This window comes from Streptomyces sp. NPDC002276 (genome assembly GCF_053891435.1).
The window spans coordinates 89,378-108,297 of record NZ_JBSFCQ010000020.1; the positions used below are offsets into that span (position 1 = coordinate 89,378).

Consider the following 18,920-nt stretch of genomic DNA (forward strand, 5'->3'; position numbering starts at 1 on the left):
CGGGACGGATGACCATGGCACGCACCGAGTACTACGACGACCCGGCCGCACCCGAGCCGAACAGCCTGGTGGTGGCACGGCGGTCCGCGAGGTGAGGGAGGAGACGCGCGGTCGGCGGTCGGCTCGCGATCTCTGACGAGTCCACGGAGCTGCGGTTCGTCCAGGCGGGAGAGATCGATCTGTGATCGGCCCCATCTCGGCTGAGCCGGCGACCCTCGCCGGGGCGTCCTGGCCGCGGGAGTTGAGGTCAGCGGTCGGCGCCCGCCGCGTCGGGAATGTGGATGTGCTGCGTGAGGAACAGAGCCGCGCGGTCCAGTGCCCGGTCGGCCTCGGTCAGGGTGCCGGCGAAGGCCTGGAACACGTGCGGTACGTCGGCGGTGATGTCCAGGATGACGTCCACTCCGGCCGCCCTCGCCCGCGTGGCCAGGCGGGTGGAGTCGTCCAGCATGATCTCGTTGGTGCCCACCTGGACGAGCATCGGGGGGAAGCCGGTCAGGTCGGCGAGGACGGCCGGGCTGAGCAGGGGCTGGTGCGGGTCCTGCCCGGCGAGGTACATGGCTCCGGTGTGTTCCACGGACTCGCGGGTGAGGATCGGGTCGGTGCCTTCCTTCGTGTCCATGCTCTCGCCCGTGCGGGTGGCGTCGAGGCCCGGTGAGAACATCACGACGGCGGCGGGCAGCGGGAGGCCCGCGTCGCGGGCGGCCAGACAGGTCGTGACGGTGAGGCCGCCACCGGCCGAGTCCCCGGCGAACACGATGGCCGAAGGGTCCTGACCGCTGTCGAGGAGGGCGCGGTAGGCACTCAGCGTGTCTTCGATCGCGGCGGGGAACGGGTGCTCGGGGGCAAGCCGGTAGTCCACCGAGTACGCCCCGAAGCCGGTCCTGGCGACGAGGTGTCCCGTCACCGACAGCACGCTTTCCGGGGAGCCGTACACCCAGCCACCGCCGTGGAAGTACAGGATCGTCCCGGCGCGCGGCCCGCTGTCCGGCTCGACACGCAGTGCGGGGCGGTTACCGAGAGCCGTCCGCTCGGTGCGGATGCCGTCGGGCACGATCATCCGGGCCATCAGCGCCTCGAATCCGGCTCGGATCGCCTCGACCGTCCGGGGACCCTCGGGTCGCGGCTGCCGCAGCATGGCGTCGATCCGCGCGCGCTGTTCCTTGCTCATCGGCCTTCTCCCGCCCAGTTAACTGCCATGGAACTATATGCCACGGCATCTAAAGTAGACTATATGCCGTGGCATCCAAAGCGAGCAGTGAGACGGTCGACCTCCCGGGCTTCTTCGCCGACCTGGTCCGCTGCGAGACGCGTCTGTACAACGCCCTCAACGACCGGCTCCGTGAGCGGCACGGGATCGTCACCTCGCAGTTCGAGGCCCTGCGCTACCTGCGCGACCACCCCGAGTCCCGTGTGGCGGACCTCGCCGCCGAATTCGCCATCGGCATCGGGGCGACCAGCAAGACCGTCGACCGTCTGGAGAAGCAGGGCTGGGCCGTCCGGCACCCGAATCCGTCCGATCGCCGGTCCTCACTGCTGGCCCTGACCGACGACGGCCTGCGGTTGGCCGACGCGGCGGAAGAGACCTTCGCCGAGCGGCTGGCCGAGTTGACCGCGGACGCGCTGAAGGCGTCCTCCATGACGGCCGCCGCGCAGGCCCTCTCGGAACTGCGTTCCGTCCTGGAGCGCGACCGGATCGGTACGCCCACCGGCTGACGCGTCGCGTCGCCACAGCCCGGCCGAAGCGGCGACGGCCAGGCATGGTCGGCCCAGTTCCTACCCGCCGACCTCACACACCGTCACCCGCCGCTCAGCGCGGCCACGCCCACCCGCCGGAACTCGATCGTGTCGTACGTCCCCGTCACCCCCGTCTCGTACAACACCCCCACCACATCCGAACCCACCTGCACCAGATCGGAGTACCCCGCCCGCTGCCCCGACAGCACGACCGCCTTCGTGAAGGTCCCGCCACCGTCACCGCTCCGCCAGATCGCCATCCCCTGGCGGACGTTGGGGACGGACGGCGCCGAGAACAGCAACGGGGCCCCGGCGCCCGCCAGTTGCAGCACGCTCCCCTCCACCACCGCCACATCGTCCAGCGTGTGCTGGACCGCGTACGGCCGGTCGAGGCTCTCTCCCCCGTCGCTGGAGTACGTGTCGAGTCGGTTGCCCGGGCTCGTGCCCAGCTGGTCGCGTGAGCTGAAGTACAGGCGCCCGTCGGGGAGTTCGGCGGCCGAGGACTCGTTGGCGTTGTTGGCCCCGGTGTATGTGGAGTCCACGAAACCCAGGTGCCAGGTCTCGCCGCCGTCGTCGCTGTACAGGTCGTGGCCGCCGTAGTACCTCGCCTCCTGGCCGGTGTCGGTCGAGCCGGTGGGTGGCGCGGCGGAGTGGTTCGCCGGGATCACGAGGCGGCCCGCGTGCACGCCCCGGGTGAGTGCGACCGCGTGGCCGGGGCCCGTCGCGTACCAGCGCCAGGTCGGGAGCTTCACCTCCGCCGTGATGTCCCGAGGAGTCGTGAAGTTCCGGCCGTCGTCCCAGCTGCGCTGTACGAAGACGCGGCGGCTCTGTTCGGGCGTGACCTCGCCGCGCATGATCTGGCCCTCGGTCACGGTCCCGCTGTTGTAGGAGGTGACCAGCACGATCGCACCGGTACGGGGGTCGACCACGGGGGCCGGGTTGCCCCGGGTGTCCCCGTCCCCGGCGGCCACCACGGACAGCGGGCCCCAGGTGCAGCCGCCGTCGGTGGAGCGCCGTAGGACGACGTCGATGTTGCCGGTGTCGCCCGCGTCGTTGTGCCGCCCTTCGGCGAAGGCGAGGACGGTGCCCTCGTCGGTGGTGACGGTCGCGGGGATGCGGTAGGTGTCGTAGCCGCCGTCTCCGGAGACGTAGGGCACGGAGGACGTACAGCCGGAGCGCGCGGAGGCGTGGCCGGCGAACGTGATGGGGGCGGTCAGTACTGCTGCTACGAGAAGCGTGCGGCTCAGGATGGTCATCGCGCTCCCTTGCGGAGGTCGCCCCTCGCGGAACGACGCCGACCTGTCCGTCACAGCCTCCCTGGTGTCACCATCCCGGACTCGTACGCCACGATCACCAGCTGGGCCCGGTCCCGCGCCCCGAGTTTGCCCATGATGCGGCTGACGTGCGTCTTCGCGGTCAGCGGACTCAGGCCCAACGCTTCGGCCACCTCGGTGTTGTTGAGGCCGCGGGCGACCAGGGCGAGCACTCCGCGTTCCCGTGCGGAGAGGCATTCGGGGCCGCCGGTGGCGGGCACGACGGGGCTGCGCAGGAAGCGGGAGATGAGCCGGGCCGTCGGACCCGGCGACAGAAGCGCCTCTCCGGCCGCCACGGTGCGGATCGCGTCGAGGAGTTCGGCCGGACGGGTGTCCTTGACCAGGAATCCGGAGGCGCCGGCGCGCAGCGCCTCCACGACGTTCTCGTCGGTGTCGTAGGTGGTGAGGACGAGGACCCTGACCCCGGCGAGGTCCTCGTCGGCGGCGATGAGGCGGGTGGCCTCGATGCCGTCGAGGTCGGGCATGCGGATGTCCATCAGGACGAGGTCGGCGCGTGACGTGCGGGCCAGCGCCACGGCCTCACGGCCGGTGGCGGCCTGTCCTACGACCTCCATGTCCCGCGCCGACTCGACGAGCATGGCGAACGCGGCCCGTACGAGGGTCTGGTCGTCGGCGAGGAGTACGCGGATGGCGGTCACCGTGCTCCCTCGCTGTGCGCCCGCAGGGGCAGTACGGCGTTCACGGCGAAGCCCGCCCCGTCCAGCGGCCCGGCGGTCAGCGTGCCGCCGACGCTGCGGACCCGTTCGCGCATGCCGACCAGCCCGAAGCCGGGCGGGGCGGCACCGCTGCCGAGTCCGTCGTCGGTGACGTCCACGCGCAGGGCGCCGTCGCGCTCGTGGACGCCGACCCGCACGGTGAGGTCGGCGCGCCCGCCGTGCCGTACCGCGTTGGTGAGCGCCTCCTGGACTATCCGGTAGGCGGCGGCGCCGACGGCGGCCGGGACGGTGTCGGCGCGCACCGCGAGTTCGACCTTCGCGCCCGCGCCCCGGGCCGTGGCGGCGAGGTCGGGCAGTGCGCCGAGGCCGGGGAGCGGGCCGCGTTCGTCGGGCGGGCCGTCGTCCCGGAGCACCTCCAGGGTGGTGCGGAGTTCGCCGCGTGCCGCCCGGCAGGTGTCCGCGATGTCGTCGAGGGCCTCGGCCACGGCGGCCCGGTCGAGGCGGTCGGGGTCCTCGGTGAGCACATGCGCGGCCACCGCGGTCCGCACGCCGATGAGGGTGATGCTGTGCGCGAGCAGGTCGTGCAGGTCGCGGGCGATGCGCAGGCGTTCCTCGGCGACGCGGCGGCGGGCCTCCTCCTCGCGGGTGCGTTCGGCGCGTTCGGCACGTTCGAGGGCGGTCGCGGTGAGCTGGCGGTGGACGCGGAGGTAGCCGCCGAGCACGAGCATGGACACGATCCAGCCGGTGATCTGGAAGCTCTCGGCAACCCCGGCCATGCCGTGATCGGCCTTGAGCACCAGCATCAGCCCGACCACCGAACAGCCGATGGTCACCGTGCGCCGGGTGCTGCCGGTGACGGCCACCGTGTAGAGGAGAACCATCGAGGCGGCGGTCGGCGCCGAGTGGTCGTAGTCCTGCCCGTGGTAGACCGCGATCAGCGGGATCATCACGCACAACACCGTCAGCGGCGCCCGTCGCCGCCAGGCCAACGGGACATGCAGGGCGAGCAGCAACGCCCAGCCGAGCGCGTCCGGCCGCCGTCCGCTGCCGAAGCTGACGGCGACGATCGACGCGAGCACGGCGAGACCGGCGGCGAGGAGCGCGTCCTGCCGCCGGACGCTGATCGTGGTGGCCCGCACGGGGTTCATCTTCCGTCAGCCGGACGTGTGGGCCTCACACCGGCTCCGGCTGCCGCTCCGGGCGTGCGGTCTCCGGCGCCCGGGACAGCCGCCCGGGCCACCACACCTTGCGCCCCAGCAGCACGCTCGCGCTGGTCACCAGGTAGGTCCGCACGAGGAAGGTGTCCAGCAGCACGCCCACCGCGATCACGAAGCCCAGCTCGACGAGTTGCACCAACCCCATGTTCGTCAGCACCGCGAAGGTCGCCGCGAGAACGAGCCCGGCGGAGGCGATGACCCCGCCCGTCGTCCGCAGGGCGGTCAGCGCGGCGGCGACCGGTTCGGCGCCCCCTGTCGACTCCTCGCGCATCCGGTGCATGAGGAAGATGCCGTAGTCGACGCCCAACGCGACCAGGAAGACGAAGGAGAGGAGTCCCAGTCCCGGGTCGGTGCCCTGGAATCCGAACAGCGGGCCGAACACCAGCCCGCCGATGCCGAGCGCCGCGCCCCACACCGCGATCACGGCGCCCACCAGCATCAGCGGCGCGACCAGCGACCGCAGCAGGACGATCAGGATCAGCAGCACGGACGCGAGGACGATCGGCACGACGACCAGCCGGTCCCGCGCGCTGGTGTCCCGCAGGTCGATCTGCTGGGCGCTCGGCCCGCCGACGTAGGAGCCCTTGAGCGTGTGCCGCAGGTCCTCGATGGTGCGGGTCTCGGCCGCCGACTGGGGCGCGCCGACGGCGGTCACGGATATCTCCGTCCAGCCGTGTCCGCTACGGCCCTGCTGGGCACCCGCGACACCCTGAGTGCCCCGGATCGCGGCCAGGGTCGCGTCGGCGCGGGCGGCCGGGGTGACGACGTCGATGGGCTGCGCGGAGCGTTCGGGGTAGGCCTCGGCGAGGGTGCGCATCGCGGTGACGGAGTCGGGGCGGTCGACGAAGGTGTCGTCCTGCTTGAGGGAGCCGGGCAGGTTCAGGGTGCCCAGGGCGAGGGCGCCGAGCAGGAGGGCACCGCCGGTGAGGACGAGCAGGGGCCGGCGTCCGGCGGAGCTGCCCATCGCGGTGAACAGCGAGCGGCGGTCCTTGGGCGTGGAGCCGAACGCGGGGACCAGCGGCCAGAACACGCGGCGGCCGAGGAGGACGAGGAGCGCGGGCAGCAGGGTGAGCATCGCGACGAGTGCGGACAGGACGCCGACCGTGCCCAACGGGCCCATTCCGCGGCTGGAGTTGAGGTCGGCGGCGAGCAGGCACAGCAGTCCGGCGGCGACCGTGCCGGAGGAGGCGAGTACGGCGGGCCCGCAGCCGCGCAGGGCGGCGCGCATCGCGTCGTAGGGGCGCTCGACGCGGCGTAGTTCCTCGCGGTAGCGGGAGACGAGGAGCAGGGCGTAGTCGGTGCCCGCGCCGAAGGCGAGGATCGTCATGATGCCCGTGCTCTGGCCCGAAATGGTCGTCCCGAAGGCCTGGTTGAGACCGTAGGCGATCCCTGTGGCCAGGAAGTCGCCGACTCCGGCGACCGCGAGCGGGACCAGCCACAGGACCGGGCTGCGGTAGATCAGGATCAGCAGGAGGGCGACCACCGCGACGGTCGTGTAGAGCAGGGGTCCGCCGAGCGAGTCGAAGACCTTGCCCGCGTCGGTGGCCAGCGCGCCGGAGCCGCCGACCTCGACCGTCAACCCGCCCTTGTCCTGGGCGACTTGGCGGATGTCGTCGACGAGGGCGGTGCGCTTCTTCTCGTCGGTGCCGGGCCAGTTGCTGGTGACCGGGTACATGAGGGTGGTGCCGTCGGCGGACGGGACGCCGTGGGGTGTGGCGGCGAGCGGGTGCAATGTGCGGATCCGCGCGAGCTGTTGGGCGGCCGTGGTCCTGTCGGCGGCCGTGAGTCCGCCGGTGCGGTGGTAGACGAGGACCAGTTCGGTGGTCTGGCCGCCGGGCAACTGCTCCTGGATCTTGGCGACTTGGGTGGAGTCGGCGCTCGCGGGCAGATAGTCGGTCACCCGGTCGTGCTGCACGTCGCCGAGCTTCGACGCGAACGGCGAGGCCAGCGCGAGCACGCCGATCCAGAGCGCGAGCACCACCCACGGGATGGCTCGTCGCCTTGTGCTGTTCCTCTGTTCGGCCCCCATGGAACGGGTCCCCTCCCGGCGCGGCGCGGATGTCTGGTTGCGATCTCCAGACTTCCGGCCCGGGAGGGCCGAGTCGTCGCACGGGAGGGCGAGTTCCGGCGTACTGCCGGGGGCGGCCGGGGTGGCCGTATTACTCCCTGGGGAGTAGTGGCGGGGTCGGGGTCACGACGGCGTCCGCGCCGCCGCCAGTAGCCGTGTCACGTCGTCCGCGCAGATCGTCAGGGCCGCGCCCACCGTCGCGAGGGCGTCTCGTTCCGCCGGGGTGTAGGGGCCATCGGCCAGTGCGATGCGGGCGCCCTGGAGCAGGATCGACTCACGGCCCGCCGCGGCGAGGTGGGGGGCGAGCGGGTCGAGGGCCTCGTGCAGCTCTATGGCGAGACCCGCGCCGCTGGGTTCGCCGAAGACGCGGCCGGTGTCGGCCGCCAGGGCCTCCACGAGCGCGCCGAGCTGGTCCTCGGTGCAGTCCTGGAAGCCGGCGGCGCGCACGGAGCCCGCGGCGGCCTCCAGGGACGTACGGGCGCAGGTGCCGCCCGCCGCGAGGACGGCGAGGGCGACCGTGTGGACGGCGTCGCGGAGCATCGCGGAGAAGCGGCTCGTGGTGGGGTGGTCGAGGACGTCGGTGCCGTAGTGGCCCTGGCAGGCGGCGCACTCGACGACCGGGCCGGTGTCGCCGCGCGGCAGCACCGGCATGCCGAGCAGGGTGAAGCGGCGGCGCCCGGTGAGCCGCTGGTAGTTGCGGTCGCCCCCGCAGCCGGGGCAGAAGAACTCGCCGTCTCCGACGCTGGTCCACGCGGTACGGATGCCCAGCACGCGCGCCGCACGGCCCTCATGGACAACTCGGCCGTTTCGTCCCCGTTCAGGCAGCACGTCGCACCTCCGTAACGCCGCGGCAACATCGCCGCGCTGGCGTGATGTTAGCCACATTGTTGAGCTGGAGTCAGTACCCAGGACGAGACCTGCTCGTGACCTGCACATCGATTGGCCGGGAAACGACGGGGCCCCGCCCGCCGGAGAGCGGCGTGCGGGGCCCTTGAGCGACGGGTAAACCGCCGGTCAGGATGGTTCAGCGGGTAGCGCGGTTGACGGCCGAGACGACCGCCTTCAGTGAGGCACGTGTCGTATTCGCGTCGATCCCGATTCCCCAGAGGATCTTGTCGTCGATCGCGCATTCGATGTAGGAGGCGGCCTGCGCGGAGGCGCCCTCGCTCATCGTGTGCTCCTGGTAGTCCAGGAGCCGTACGTCGATGCCGACGGAGCCCAGGGCGTCGAAGAACGCGGAGATCGGGCCGTTGCCGGAGCCGGTCAGGACGGTGTCGACGCCGTCGACGCTCGCCTCGACCTTGAGCGTGTCCACGCCGTCGGTGTCGGTGGTCGACTGGCCGGTCTTGACCTGGATACGGCCCCAGGGGTTGTCCGGGTTCGGCAGGTACTCGTCCTCGAAGGTCGCCCAGATCTCCTTCGGGGTGACCTCGCCGCCCTCGGCGTCCGTCTTGGCCTGGATCAGCTTGGAGAACTCGATCTGCATCCGGCGCGGCAGGTCCAGCTTGTGGTCGTTCTTCAGGACGTACGCGATACCGCCCTTGCCGGACTGCGAGTTGACCCGGATGACGGCCTCGTACGACCGGCCCACGTCCTTCGGGTCGATCGGCAGGTACGGGACCGCCCACTCGATGTCGTCGACCGTCACGCCCTTGGTCTTGGCGTCGGCCTCCATCGCGTCGAAGCCCTTCTTGATGGCGTCCTGGTGGGAGCCGGAGAAGGACGTGTAGACCAGGTCGCCCACATACGGGTGGCGCGGGTGGACCTCCATCTGGTTGCAGTACTCCCACGTACGACGGATCTCGTCGATGTCGGAGAAGTCGATCTGCGGGTCGACGCCCTGGGAGAAGAGGTTCATGCCCAGCGTGACCAGGTCGACGTTGCCAGTGCGCTCGCCCTGGCCGAACAGGCAGCCCTCGACGCGGTCGGCGCCGGCCATCAGCGCCAGCTCGGCGGCGGCGACGGCCGTACCGCGGTCGTTGTGCGGGTGGATGGAGAGGACGACGTGCTCGCGGCGGGACAGGTGGCGGCCCATCCACTCGAAGCGGTCCGCGTGCGTGGACGGGGTCGAACGCTCAACGGTGGCAGGCAGGTTGAGGATGATCTCGCGGCCCGGGCCGGGCTGCCAGACGTCCATGACCGCCTCGCAGACCTCCAGCGCGAAGTCCAGCTCGGTGTCCGTGAAGATCTCCGGGCTGTACTGGTAGCCGAACTCGGTCTCGGGGCCCAGCAGTACGTCGGCGTACTTCATCACCAGACGCGTGCCGTCGACGGCGATCTGCTTGATGTCGTCCTTGGAGCCGCGGAAGACCACGCGGCGGAAGACGGGCGCGGTCGCGTTGTACAGGTGCAGGGTGGCCCGCTTGGCGCCCTTCAGGGACTCCACGGTCCGCTCGATCAGGTCCTCGCGGGCCTGCGTCAGCACGGAGATCGTGACGTCGTCCGGGATCGCGCCCTCTTCCTCGATGATCGAGCGCACGAAGTCGAAGTCGGTCTGGCCGGAGGCCGGGAAGCCGACCTCGATCTCCTTGTAGCCCATCTTGACCAGCAGGTCGAACATCGCGCGCTTGCGCACGGGCGACATGGGGTCGATCAGGGCCTGGTTGCCGTCACGCAGGTCCGTGGAGAGCCAGCGGGGGGCGACGGTGATCCGCTGCTGGGGCCAGGTGCGGTCGGGGATGTCGACCTGCTCGTACTGGCCGTACTTGTGGATCGGCATGGAACTGGGCTGCTGGCGATTGGCACGGCTGTGGCTGGTTGCCATGATGCGGGGGCTCCTCGTGGTGTCCTGAAGGACGGCCGACGCGCAACGCGAAGCTCCGCGGGGAGGGAGTCGACCTGGACTACAGGCCCTCGCCGCGGCAGCTAAGGAGAAGCAGCCCGTAACGCATGATGTCCAGAAGACTAGCCGAGACGCGTTCCGTGCGGGGGGCCGTATCACTATGCGGGACATTCGCCGTCGTATACCACTCTCCGCTACGAGACTGTGATGAATGTCCGCGTTTTTCACCAATCATGGTTGCCGGTAGTGACAGCGGCATGACTCGGTGCCAAGGTGCCGGGCATGACGACACACGGGGGCTTCGAGCCCGTCTTCTGCACGATCGTCCCGCCGCATGTCCTCGACAAGCTCGCCCAGCACGAGGACCCCGCGCTCGCCGGTCCCGCCCGCGAGACCCTCCAGCGCGACGCCTACGAGCGCACCCACCGCCGGCTCACCACCGTGCTCGGCGCACCGACCGTCGCCGCGCCCACCGAGACGGACAAGCCGCGGCGCACGATCTACGACGCCAAGCACAAGCAGGACCTGCCCGGAAAGAAGGTCCGCGCCGAGGGCTCCGAACCCGGCAAGGACGCGACCGTCAACCGCGCCTACGCGGGCCTCGGCGCCACCTTCGAGCTCTACCTCAACGCCTTCAACCGGCACTCCATCGACGGCGAGGGCCTGCCGCTCAACGCGTCCGTCCACTTCGACGTGAACTACGACAACGCGTTCTGGAACGGCGAACAGATGGTGTTCGGCGACGGCGACGGCGAGCTGTTCCTCGACTTCACCATCCCGGTCGACGTCATCGGCCACGAACTCACCCACGGCGTCACGCAGTACACCGCGAACCTGACGTACTTCGGCCAGTCCGGCGCCCTGAACGAGTCGATCTCCGACGTCTTCGGCTCGCTCATCAAGCAGTACTCGCTCGGCCAGACCGCCGCCGAGGCCGACTGGCTGATCGGCGCCGGTCTCCTCGCCCCGCGCGTCACGGGCGTCGCCCTGCGCTCCATGAAGGCCCCGGGCACGGCCTACGACGACGACGCACTCGGCAAGGACCCGCAGCCCGCCACGATGGACGGCTACATCAAGACCGGGCGCGACAACGGCGGTGTGCACCTCAACTCCGGCATCCCCAACCACGCCTTCTACCTGGTCGCCGACGCGCTCGGCGGACACGCCTGGGAGAAGGCCGGACAGATCTGGTACGACGTCCTGACCGGCGGCGTACTCAAGAAGGACGCCCTGTTCACCGACTTCGCGACCCTCACCGTGGCCGCCGCCAAGACCCGGTTCGGGGACGGCGGCGAGGAGTTGCAGGCGGTCCAGAAGGCGTGGGAGCAGGTCGGGGTGCCCACCTCGTCGTAGTCGCGCCGGAGCGGTATCCGTACTAGACAGGACTCATGCGTATTCAGGTACGGCGTACGGGTGGGTTCGGTGGCATCGAGCGCCGCGGCGAGGTCGACACCTCGGCGCGGCCCGACGCACACGAGTGGCACGCGCTGGCCGAACGGGTGGTCGCCGACGGCCAGCGCACGCCCAAGTCCGGTGTCCCGGACGGCTTCCACTACGAGATCACGGTGGACGGGAAGACCGTGTACACGGCCGACCCCAGGCTTACGGAGGAGCAACGGACGCTGATCCAAAGGGTGTTGAAGGAAGGTGCGTAACTGCTTGTTCACGCCCGCCCGTTGACACCCGTTACCACCGGTACGGATGATCCGGCGCATGGCGACTGATGCAGGCAATCCGATACCCCGGTTCCCGGCCGATTTCCTCTGGGGTGTCTCGACCTCGGCCCACCAGATCGAGGGCGCGGCCGACGAGCGCGAGCCCTCCGTCTGGGACGTGTTCGAGGCCGAGCCGGGCCGGATCAAGGACGGCTCCACGGCGGCGGTGGCCTGCGACCACTTCCACCGCCACCGCGAGGACGTGGCCCTCCTGGCCGACCTGGGCGTGGACGCGTACCGCTTCTCGATCTCCTGGCCGCGGGTGAACTCCCCCGGCGGCCTCGACTTCTACGACCGTCTCGTCGACGACCTGCTCACGGCGGGCGTCCGTCCGGTCCCGACCCTGTTCCACTGGGACCTGCCGGTCGGTCTTGACTGGCTGGAGCGGGACACGGCCTCGCGGTTCGCCGAGTACGTGTCGGTGGTGGCCGACCGCCTCGGCGACCGGGTGAAGAAGTGGATCACCCTCAACGAGCCCGCGGAACACACCCTGTTGGGGCACGCGCTGGGCGCCCACGCCCCGGGGAAGACGCTGCTCTTCGACGCGCTGCCGGTCGCCCACCACCAACTCCTCGCCCACGGCCTGGCGGTACGGGCCCTGCGCGCCGCCGGTGCCACCGACATCGGGATCGCCAACTCCCACGGCCCGACCTGGCCGGCCTCCCAGGAACCCGAGGACATCGAGGCCGCGAACTTCTACGACCTGCTCCTGAACCGCCTCTTCGCCGACCCGCTGCTGCTGGGCGAATACCCCTCCGGACTCGGCGAGTTGATGCCGGGCGACGTCGAATCCGACCTGAAGGTGATCGCCGAGCCGATCGACTGGTACGGCATCAACTACTACGCGCCGAGCCGGGTCGGCGCACCCCAGGGCGCCGAGATCGAGTTCGGCGGCCTGACCCTCCCCGCCGAACTCCCCTTCTCGGTAAGGGAGATCGAGGGAGTCCCGGTCACGGACTTCGGCTGGCCGGTGGTCCCCGAGGGCCTCACCGAACTCCTCACCACCTTCCACGACCGCTACGCCGACCGCCTCCCGCCCGTCGTCATCACCGAGAACGGCTGCTCCTACGACGGCCTCGACGACCAGGACCGGATCGCCTACCTCGACGGCCATGTCCGGGCGCTGCACGGGGCGTTGGAGGCGGGCGTGGACGTCCGCGGCTACTTCGTGTGGTCGCTCCTCGACAACTTCGAGTGGGCGGAGGGCTACGAGCGCCGCTTCGGTCTCGTCCACGTCGACTACGAGACGCTGACGCGCACCCCGAAGGCGTCGTACGGCTGGTTCCAGGGCCTGCTGCGGGCCCAGAGAGAGCGGGTGCAGGGATGACCACGGCCGACGCGGCGGACGCGGTCTCCGCGCCGAGCGCCCTCACCGAGCCCGTCGAGCGCGTCGGCCGGGGCTGGACCTCCGCGCTCTCGCTCGCCAACGGGGCGATCTGGGTGGGCTGGTACGGCCCGTTGCAGATCCTGCTGGCCTCCCAGGCCAAGGACTTCGCGCCCGGCACCGGCATGTCCAAGGAGACGATGCTGGCGTGGGTGACCGGCGCGGGCGCGCTGGTGTCCCTGGTCGCCAATCCGCTCTTCGGCGCGCTGTCCGACCGTACGACGTCGCGGTGGGGCCGCCGTACGCCGTGGATCGTGGCCGGGTCGGCGGGCGGGGCGCTGTCGTTGCTGCTGCTCGCGGGCGCGGGCGGGGTGTGGACGATGGCGGCCGGCTGGTGTCTGGTCCAACTCACCCTGAACGCGGCCTTCGCGGCGGTCACGGCGGCCGTGCCGGACCGCGTGCCGCGCCTCCAACGGGGCTCTGTGGGCGGCTGGTTGGGCGCCGCGCAGATCCTGGGCGTGGTCGGCGGCACGGGCCTGGCGACGGCGGCCGGGGGCATCGGGGCGGGCTATGTGGCGTGCGCGGTGTTCACGGCAGTGGGCGTGCTGCCGTACGTGCTGCGCCACAAGGACCTGCAACTCCGCCCGGCGGACCGGCCGTTGTGGTCCTGGCGGGGTTTTGTGAAGGGCTTCTGGCTGAGCCCGCGCCGCTATCCCGACCTCGGCTGGGCATGGCTGACCCGCTTCCTGATCAACCTGAGCAATGCCCTGGTCCTCCTCTACCTCCTGTACTACCTGCGCGACCGCCTGCACTACCACGACCCGGACCAGGGCGTCCTGATCCTCACGGCGGTGAACGGGCTGACACTCCTCGCCACGGTGGTGGTCGGCGGGGTCTGGTCCGACCGGGTCGGCCGCCGCAAGCCGTTCGTGATCTGGTCCGGCGTCCTGATGGCGGTGGCGACGGCGGTCCTCGCGGGCTGGCAGACCTGGCCCGGCGCGGTGGCCTCGGCGGCCCTCCTCGGCATCGGCTTCGGCGTCTTCACCTCGGTCGACTTCGCCCTGATGACGGACGTCCTCCCGAAGGCCGTGGACCGCGGCAAGGACCTCGGCGTCATCAACGTCGCCAACGCCCTTCCCCAGGTCGCGGCCCCCGCCCTGGCCGCGCCGATCGTGACGTATCTGGGCGGGTACCGGGTGCTGTATCTGGTGTCGGCGGTGATCGGGATGGCGGGGGCGTTGCTGGTGCGGCGGATTCGGGGGGTGGACTGAAACGCCGGGCGAAAGAACCCTTCGTCACGGTACGGTCCGGCATGGCCGACAAGAAGATCACCTTCGTGGTACCGGAAGAGCTGGCCGAGGCGGCACGGCAGTTCGCGGACGACCTCCCCGGCTACGCGGCGGAAGCGTTCGCACGCAGGGTCCGCAACGAGTTGTTGGCCGAGGAGGTGCGCCGCTACGAGGAGGAACACGGCGCCTTCACCGCCGAGGAGATGGCCGAGGCCGACGCCCGGCTTCGCGGTGAGCCGCTGTCGGAGGACCGGGCCACGTGACCTGATTCGCCGGCCTGGTCCTGAATCCCGGAGTCCCGCCCTGGGCAAGTAGACGGTTCAACCTGGGTCGTGTTCGTACGATGTCCGAGCTGAGGACAACGACGAGGCCAGGCTGGTTGAGCGCGGTGACGGTGGCGTCCGTGTGGCCGTGCAACTCGGCGTCCTTGCGGAGATTCGCGTCGGTCTTGGCGAGCCGTGCGCTGTGTCGGCCTAGGTCTCTGTCCGTCGACGACCTGACCAAGCTGTGCGGCGGGCAGCGGGTCAGGGTCATCCCCCTGTGAGGCTTCGCTAGAGCACCCCCGCGTCCCGCGCCGACCACACCGTCGGATACAGCGGCCGGTAGCCCAACTCCCGGCGGATCCGCTCCGTCGACATGATGCCGAACCAGGGGTCGGGGTCCGTGCGGGTGTGCATGTCCGCGGGGATCTCCACGCCGTTCAGCAGGTGGAGTTCGACCGCGGTGACCGGGGCGTCGTCGGCGATGTTGTAGACGCGGCCGGCGAATCCCGGAGCGTGCAGGACGCGGAGCAGGCCCTGGGCCACGTCCGCGTGGTGGCCCATGTGGAGGCGTTGGTTCGAGGCCCAACCCTTCGCCCAGTGCAGGGAGTTGGCGAGGTGGGGATCGCCCTCGCCGTAGACGAAGGGGAGGCGGGCGACGCGGACGTCCATGGTGTCGAGGGCGAGGAGTTCGCGTTCGGCGGCCACCTTGGACTCCGGGTAGGCGCCCCACGTCCTGCCGCCGGGCCGGACCTCGTCGTCCTCGGTCATCGGACGGCCCCGCCCGGCGCCGTACACGAGCCCGGTACTGACCTGGACGAAGCGCCGTACACCGGAGGCCATCGCGACCTTCCCGAGGGCCACCGCCGCGTCCCGGTTGACGGCCCAGGCCTCCTCGTCCGGGACCCCGCGGAAGGACGCGGCGACGTTCACGACCGCGTCGGCTCCGGACACCGCCTTGCCGAGCGCGTCCTCGTCCCGCAGGTCGGCGAGTACGACCTCGGCGCCCAGCTCCGCGAAAGGTTCCCCGCGTGCCTCGTCGCGCACCAGGACCCGTACCCGCTCCCCCGCCCTGGCCTGCGCCAGCAGCCTCGGTACGAAACGCCGGCCGACCTGTCCCGTCGCACCTGTCACCAGTGTCAACATCATCTGCTCCTCACGGTCTGGTGCCACCAGCCTCGGACGGCACCGGCGCGACCGGGAGAGACCTTCCGATCAGGGGATCGGCAGTCCCTGGATAAGCCGGGCGGACTGCCGCACGCTGGAAGCGTGAACCGAGCCGAACTCGCCGACTTCCTGCGCCGGGGCCGGGCCCGCCTGGACCCCTCCGACGTGGGCCTCACGGCGGGCGCCCGGCGCCGTACACCGGGCCTGCGCCGCGAGGAGGTGGCGCAGCTCGCCGGGATGTCCGTGGACTACTACACACGCCTCGAACAGTCCCGGGGCCCGCACCCCTCCCGCCAGATGCTCACGGCGCTGGCGCGGGCACTCCGCCTCACCGACGACGAACGCGACCACCTCTTCCATCTGACCGGCGAGGAGCCCCCGCGCCGGGGAGGCGGGACCGCACACCTGCGGCCGGGCCTCCTCCTCGTCCTGGACCGGCTGCACGACACCCCTGCGCATGTGTCCAGCGACTGCGGTGAGGTGATCGCGCAGAACGCGATGGCACGGGCGCTGTCGGGCGACGCGTTCGCCCGCCCGCCCCGCGAACGCAACCTGCTCCGCCGCTTCTTCCTGGACCCCGCCTCGCGCGAACTGTTCCCGCCGGAGGACATCCCGGAGCACGCGCGCGCCCACGTGGCGAACCTCCGCGCGGTGGCCGCCGCCCGCCCCGACGACCCGGAACCGGCCGCGCTGGTGGCCGAACTACGGGCGGGCAGCGAGGAGTTCGCGCGACTGTGGGACGAACACGAGGTCGCCGTACGCCGACAGTCCACGAAGCGCTTCCGCCACCCGCTGGTAGGCCTCCTGGAACTGGACTGCGAGGTCCTCCTGAACCAGGACGACCACTACCTCCTGGTCATCCACACGGCGCGCCCCGGCACGGAGTCCTACGAACGGCTCCAACTGCTGCGGGTGATAGGCGTGCAGGACATGTCGGAAATCAGCCCCTCCGGCATCTGAGGAGCGGGGTCTGGGGCGGAGCCCCAGAGGGATGGGACGGGTAGGGGCGGCGGGGGCGAGGAAACTCCTCGGAACCCCCAACTCCCCCTCTAGAACCCCAACTTCCGCAACTGCCGAGGATCCCGCTGCCAGTCCTTCGCGACCTTCACATGCAGGTCCAGGAAGACCGGAGTCCCCAGCAACGCCTCGATCTGCTTGCGCGACTTGATCCCGACCTGCTTCAGCCGCGCGCCCTTCGGGCCGATGATGATGCCCTTCTGGCTCGGCCGCTCGATGTAGACGAAGGCGTGGATGTCGAGGAGCGGCTTGTCGGCGGGCCGGTCCTCGCGCGGGAGCATCTCCTCCACCACGACGGCGATGGAGTGCGGCAGCTCGTCCCGCACACCCTCCAGCGCGGCCTCGCGGATCAGTTCCGCGATCATGACCTGCTCGGGCTCGTCGGTGAGGTCGCCCTCGGGGTAGAGCGCCGGGCCCTCCGGGAGAAGGGGGATCAGAAGATCCGCCAGCAGGTCCACCTGCTGGCCCGCCACCGCCGACACCGGCACGATCTCCGCCCACTCGAAGCCCAGCTCCTTGCCGAGCTGGTCGATGGCGATGAGCTGCTCGGCGAGGGTCTTGGAGTCGACCAGGTCGGTCTTCGTGACGATCGCGATCTTCGGCGTCTTCTTGATCGACGCCAGTTCCTTCGCGATGAAACGGTCACCCGGGCCCAGCTTCTCGTTCGCCGGGAGGCAGAAGCCGATGATGTCGACCTCGGCCCATGTCGTGCGGACGATGTCGTTGAGCCGCTGCCCGAGCAGTGTGCGCGGCTTGTGCAGGCCAGGCGTGTCGACCAGGATCAGCTGCGCGTCCGGCCGGTGGACGATGCCGCGGACCGTGTGCCGCGTGGTCTGCGGCTGGTTGGCGGTGATCGCCACCTTCTGGCCGACCAGAGCATTCGTAAGGGTGGACTTGCCCGCGTTGGGGCGGCCCACGAAGCAGGCGAAGCCGGCGCGGTGGGGAGCCTCCGACGAGTCAGACGGCTTGGATGACGGGGTACGAACGCTCATGGCGCCCATTGTCCCTGATCCACAGGCCCCCGCCGCACAACAGTCCGCACCACCACCCCCTCCGTCATCCACTCCGCTCAGATCGGAGATCTGATCACGATCCGCTCCCGATCAGGTCACGTCCCAGCCTTGGCTTCCTCTTCCCTCCCGAAGGAGGGAGATTCCTACGGCTCGCGCCGTGGGGTTTTCTGCTTCGTCGCCGACCGCCCGCCCGGAGAACTCCGTTGAGGTCTTACACCGGCTCCACAGACTGTCACCGCCAGCCCGGCGGCCTTCAGATTGATCGCCGCGTTCACGTCCCGGTCATGGGTCGTGCCGCAGCCACACGTCCAGGTTCGGACGTTCAGCGGCATCCTCTCGGCGAGGGCGCCGCAGGCCGAGCACAGCCTGGACGAGGGAAAGAAGCGGTCCACGACCACCACGTCCCTCCCGTACCAGGCCGCCTTGTACTCCAGCATCGTCCGGAATTCCCGCCACGCCGCGTCACTGATGGCGCGGGCCAGAGCGTGGTTCTTGACCATGTTCCGGACGGTCAGGTCCTCAATCACGAGCGTTTGGTTCTCACGCACGAGCCGAGTGGTGACCTTGTGCAGGTGGTCCCGACGACGGTCAGCGATCCTCGCGTGGATCCGGGCCACCTTCCGCCGGGCCTTGGCCCGGTTGTTGGATCCCTCGGATTTCTTCGCCAGCCGGCACTGGGCCTTCGCGAGCCGGGCCCGGTCCTTGCGCTCGTGGCGCGGGTTGGAGATCTTCTCCCCTGTGGACAGGGCCAGGAGGTGATCGAGGCCGGCGTCGATCCCGACGGCCTGATCCGTGGCGGGGAGCGGTTCGATGCTCGGGTCCTCGCACAACATCGACACGAACCAGCGTCCTGCCGCGTCCTTCGACACCGTCACCGTCGATGGCACCGCATCTTCGGGCAACGGACGCGACCACACGATGTCCAGCGGGTCACTCATCTTCGCCAACATCAGGCACCCGTCGCGGAACCGGAACGCGGAGGAGGTGTACTCCGCGCTCGCGCGTGACTTCTTCCGCGACTTGAAACGCGGGTACTGCGCCCGCTTGCCGAAGAAATTGGTGAACGCGCCCTGGAGATGCCGGAGCGCCTGCTGCAAGGGAACCGAAGACACCTCGTTGAGGTAGGCGAGTTCCTCGGTCTTCTTCCAGACCGTCAACATCGCCGACGTCTGGTTGTAGTTGATCCGCTCCTGACGCGCCCACGCCTCGGTACGCGCGGCGAGCGCCATGTTGTAGACCTTGCGCACACACCCGAAGGTGCGCGACAGCTCCACCGCCTGCGCGTCCGTCGGGTAGAAGCGGTATTTGAACGCCCGCTTCACGTGAGTGATCACGCCTCACAAA

17 protein-coding genes are annotated in these 18,920 nt (G+C 70.4%); 7 read left to right on the forward strand and 10 right to left on the reverse strand.

Annotated features, from left to right (window positions below; all coding sequences use genetic code 11):
• Positions 1–247: 247 nt before the first annotated feature.
• Positions 248–1,168 carry an alpha/beta hydrolase gene (locus ACWIHT_RS38295; protein WP_456173115.1) on the reverse strand — a complete coding sequence of 307 codons (921 nt, stop codon included), beginning with the start codon at positions 1,166–1,168 and terminating at the stop codon, positions 248–250.
• Between the two features lie 68 nt (positions 1,169–1,236).
• Here ACWIHT_RS38295 and ACWIHT_RS38300 point away from each other — a divergent pair, with 68 nt between their 5' ends.
• Positions 1,237–1,713: a MarR family winged helix-turn-helix transcriptional regulator gene (locus ACWIHT_RS38300; protein WP_456173117.1), complete on the forward strand. Its 477-nt coding sequence runs from the start codon at positions 1,237–1,239 to the stop codon at positions 1,711–1,713.
• An 83-nt stretch (positions 1,714–1,796) separates the two neighbouring features.
• Here ACWIHT_RS38300 and ACWIHT_RS38305 read toward each other — a convergent pair whose 3' ends face one another.
• From ACWIHT_RS38305 to leuA, 6 genes are all read right to left on the reverse strand, one after another.
• Positions 1,797–2,990: a sialidase family protein gene (locus ACWIHT_RS38305; RefSeq protein ID WP_456173119.1), complete on the reverse strand. Its 1,194-nt coding sequence runs from the start codon at positions 2,988–2,990 to the stop codon at positions 1,797–1,799.
• 50 nt (positions 2,991–3,040) lie between these two features.
• Positions 3,041–3,706: a response regulator gene (locus ACWIHT_RS38310; RefSeq protein WP_200717150.1), complete on the reverse strand. Its 666-nt coding sequence runs from the start codon at positions 3,704–3,706 to the stop codon at positions 3,041–3,043.
• Positions 3,703–4,863: a sensor histidine kinase gene (locus ACWIHT_RS38315; protein ID WP_456173122.1), complete on the reverse strand. Its 1,161-nt coding sequence runs from the start codon at positions 4,861–4,863 to the stop codon at positions 3,703–3,705. The genes ACWIHT_RS38310 and ACWIHT_RS38315 overlap by 4 nt, the downstream gene beginning before the upstream one ends.
• A 34-nt stretch (positions 4,864–4,897) precedes the next feature.
• Complete coding sequence (locus ACWIHT_RS38320) at positions 4,898–6,970, reverse strand: MMPL family transporter (protein WP_456173124.1); 2,073 nt, start codon at positions 6,968–6,970, stop codon at positions 4,898–4,900.
• 162 nt (positions 6,971–7,132) lie between these two features.
• A complete protein-coding gene (locus ACWIHT_RS38325) occupies positions 7,133–7,837 on the reverse strand; it encodes a TerB family tellurite resistance protein (protein ID WP_456173126.1) in 705 nt (234 codons plus the stop codon).
• Positions 7,838–8,033: 196 nt separating this feature from the next.
• Positions 8,034–9,773: a 2-isopropylmalate synthase gene (gene leuA, locus ACWIHT_RS38330; protein WP_456173128.1), complete on the reverse strand. Its 1,740-nt coding sequence runs from the start codon at positions 9,771–9,773 to the stop codon at positions 8,034–8,036.
• A gap of 300 nt (positions 9,774–10,073) precedes the next feature.
• Between leuA and ACWIHT_RS38335 the strand changes: the two genes are divergently transcribed.
• Genes ACWIHT_RS38335 through ACWIHT_RS38355 form a run of 5 tightly spaced genes read left to right on the forward strand, consistent with a single transcriptional unit; the run spans position 10,074 to position 14,382 of the window.
• The gene (locus ACWIHT_RS38335) at positions 10,074–11,144 is read left to right on the forward strand and encodes a M4 family metallopeptidase (RefSeq protein ID WP_456173130.1); all 1,071 of its coding nucleotides are present in this window, start codon (positions 10,074–10,076) and stop codon (positions 11,142–11,144) included.
• 35 nt (positions 11,145–11,179) lie between these two features.
• Positions 11,180–11,446 (forward strand): protealysin inhibitor emfourin, encoded by a 267-nt coding sequence (locus ACWIHT_RS38340; RefSeq protein WP_362970365.1) that lies wholly within the window; start codon positions 11,180–11,182, stop codon positions 11,444–11,446.
• Between the two features lie 46 nt (positions 11,447–11,492).
• Complete coding sequence (locus tag ACWIHT_RS38345; RefSeq protein ID WP_456173132.1) at positions 11,493–12,833, forward strand: GH1 family beta-glucosidase; 1,341 nt, start codon at positions 11,493–11,495, stop codon at positions 12,831–12,833.
• Positions 12,830–14,101 (forward strand): MFS transporter, encoded by a 1,272-nt coding sequence (locus ACWIHT_RS38350; RefSeq protein WP_456173133.1) that lies wholly within the window; start codon positions 12,830–12,832, stop codon positions 14,099–14,101. Before ACWIHT_RS38345 ends, ACWIHT_RS38350 begins: the two co-directional genes overlap by 4 nt.
• 41 nt (positions 14,102–14,142) lie before the next feature.
• Positions 14,143–14,382 carry a hypothetical protein gene (locus tag ACWIHT_RS38355; protein ID WP_456173134.1) on the forward strand — a complete coding sequence of 80 codons (240 nt, stop codon included), beginning with the start codon at positions 14,143–14,145 and terminating at the stop codon, positions 14,380–14,382.
• Positions 14,383–14,670: 288 nt separating this feature from the next.
• Here ACWIHT_RS38355 and ACWIHT_RS38360 read toward each other — a convergent pair whose 3' ends face one another.
• Positions 14,671–15,525 carry an NAD-dependent epimerase/dehydratase family protein gene (locus ACWIHT_RS38360; protein ID WP_456173184.1) on the reverse strand — a complete coding sequence of 285 codons (855 nt, stop codon included), beginning with the start codon at positions 15,523–15,525 and terminating at the stop codon, positions 14,671–14,673.
• Positions 15,526–15,648: 123 nt separating this feature from the next.
• Between ACWIHT_RS38360 and ACWIHT_RS38365 the strand changes: the two genes are divergently transcribed.
• The gene (locus tag ACWIHT_RS38365) at positions 15,649–16,506 is read left to right on the forward strand and encodes a helix-turn-helix transcriptional regulator (RefSeq protein ID WP_456173135.1); all 858 of its coding nucleotides are present in this window, start codon (positions 15,649–15,651) and stop codon (positions 16,504–16,506) included.
• 89 nt (positions 16,507–16,595) lie between these two features.
• Here ACWIHT_RS38365 and era read toward each other — a convergent pair whose 3' ends face one another.
• On the reverse strand, positions 16,596–17,564 hold the full coding sequence (gene era / locus ACWIHT_RS38370) for a GTPase Era (RefSeq protein ID WP_456173137.1): 969 nt from the start codon (positions 17,562–17,564) through the stop codon (positions 16,596–16,598).
• Positions 17,565–17,719: 155 nt separating this feature from the next.
• The gene (locus tag ACWIHT_RS38375; RefSeq protein ID WP_456173138.1) at positions 17,720–18,910 is read right to left on the reverse strand and encodes an RNA-guided endonuclease InsQ/TnpB family protein; all 1,191 of its coding nucleotides are present in this window, start codon (positions 18,908–18,910) and stop codon (positions 17,720–17,722) included.
• Between the last annotated feature and the right edge of the window lie 10 nt (positions 18,911–18,920).

Coding starts and splice junctions, on each gene's coding strand:
- ACWIHT_RS38295 (WP_456173115.1), bottom strand. CDS start 1,168: ATGAGCAAGGAACAGCGCGCGCGGATCGACGCCATGCTGCGGCAGCCG.
- ACWIHT_RS38305 (WP_456173119.1), bottom strand. CDS start 2,990: ATGACCATCCTGAGCCGCACGCTTCTCGTAGCAGCAGTACTGACCGCC.
- ACWIHT_RS38320 (WP_456173124.1), bottom strand. CDS start 6,970: ATGGGGGCCGAACAGAGGAACAGCACAAGGCGACGAGCCATCCCGTGG.
- leuA (WP_456173128.1), bottom strand. CDS start 9,773: ATGGCAACCAGCCACAGCCGTGCCAATCGCCAGCAGCCCAGTTCCATG.
- ACWIHT_RS38335 (WP_456173130.1), top strand. CDS start 10,074: ATGACGACACACGGGGGCTTCGAGCCCGTCTTCTGCACGATCGTCCCG.
- ACWIHT_RS38340 (WP_362970365.1), top strand. CDS start 11,180: ATGCGTATTCAGGTACGGCGTACGGGTGGGTTCGGTGGCATCGAGCGC.
- ACWIHT_RS38345 (WP_456173132.1), top strand. CDS start 11,493: ATGATCCGGCGCATGGCGACTGATGCAGGCAATCCGATACCCCGGTTC.
- ACWIHT_RS38350 (WP_456173133.1), top strand. CDS start 12,830: ATGACCACGGCCGACGCGGCGGACGCGGTCTCCGCGCCGAGCGCCCTC.
- ACWIHT_RS38355 (WP_456173134.1), top strand. CDS start 14,143: ATGGCCGACAAGAAGATCACCTTCGTGGTACCGGAAGAGCTGGCCGAG.
- ACWIHT_RS38360 (WP_456173184.1), bottom strand. CDS start 15,525: ATGTTGACACTGGTGACAGGTGCGACGGGACAGGTCGGCCGGCGTTTC.
- era (WP_456173137.1), bottom strand. CDS start 17,564: ATGGGCGCCATGAGCGTTCGTACCCCGTCATCCAAGCCGTCTGACTCG.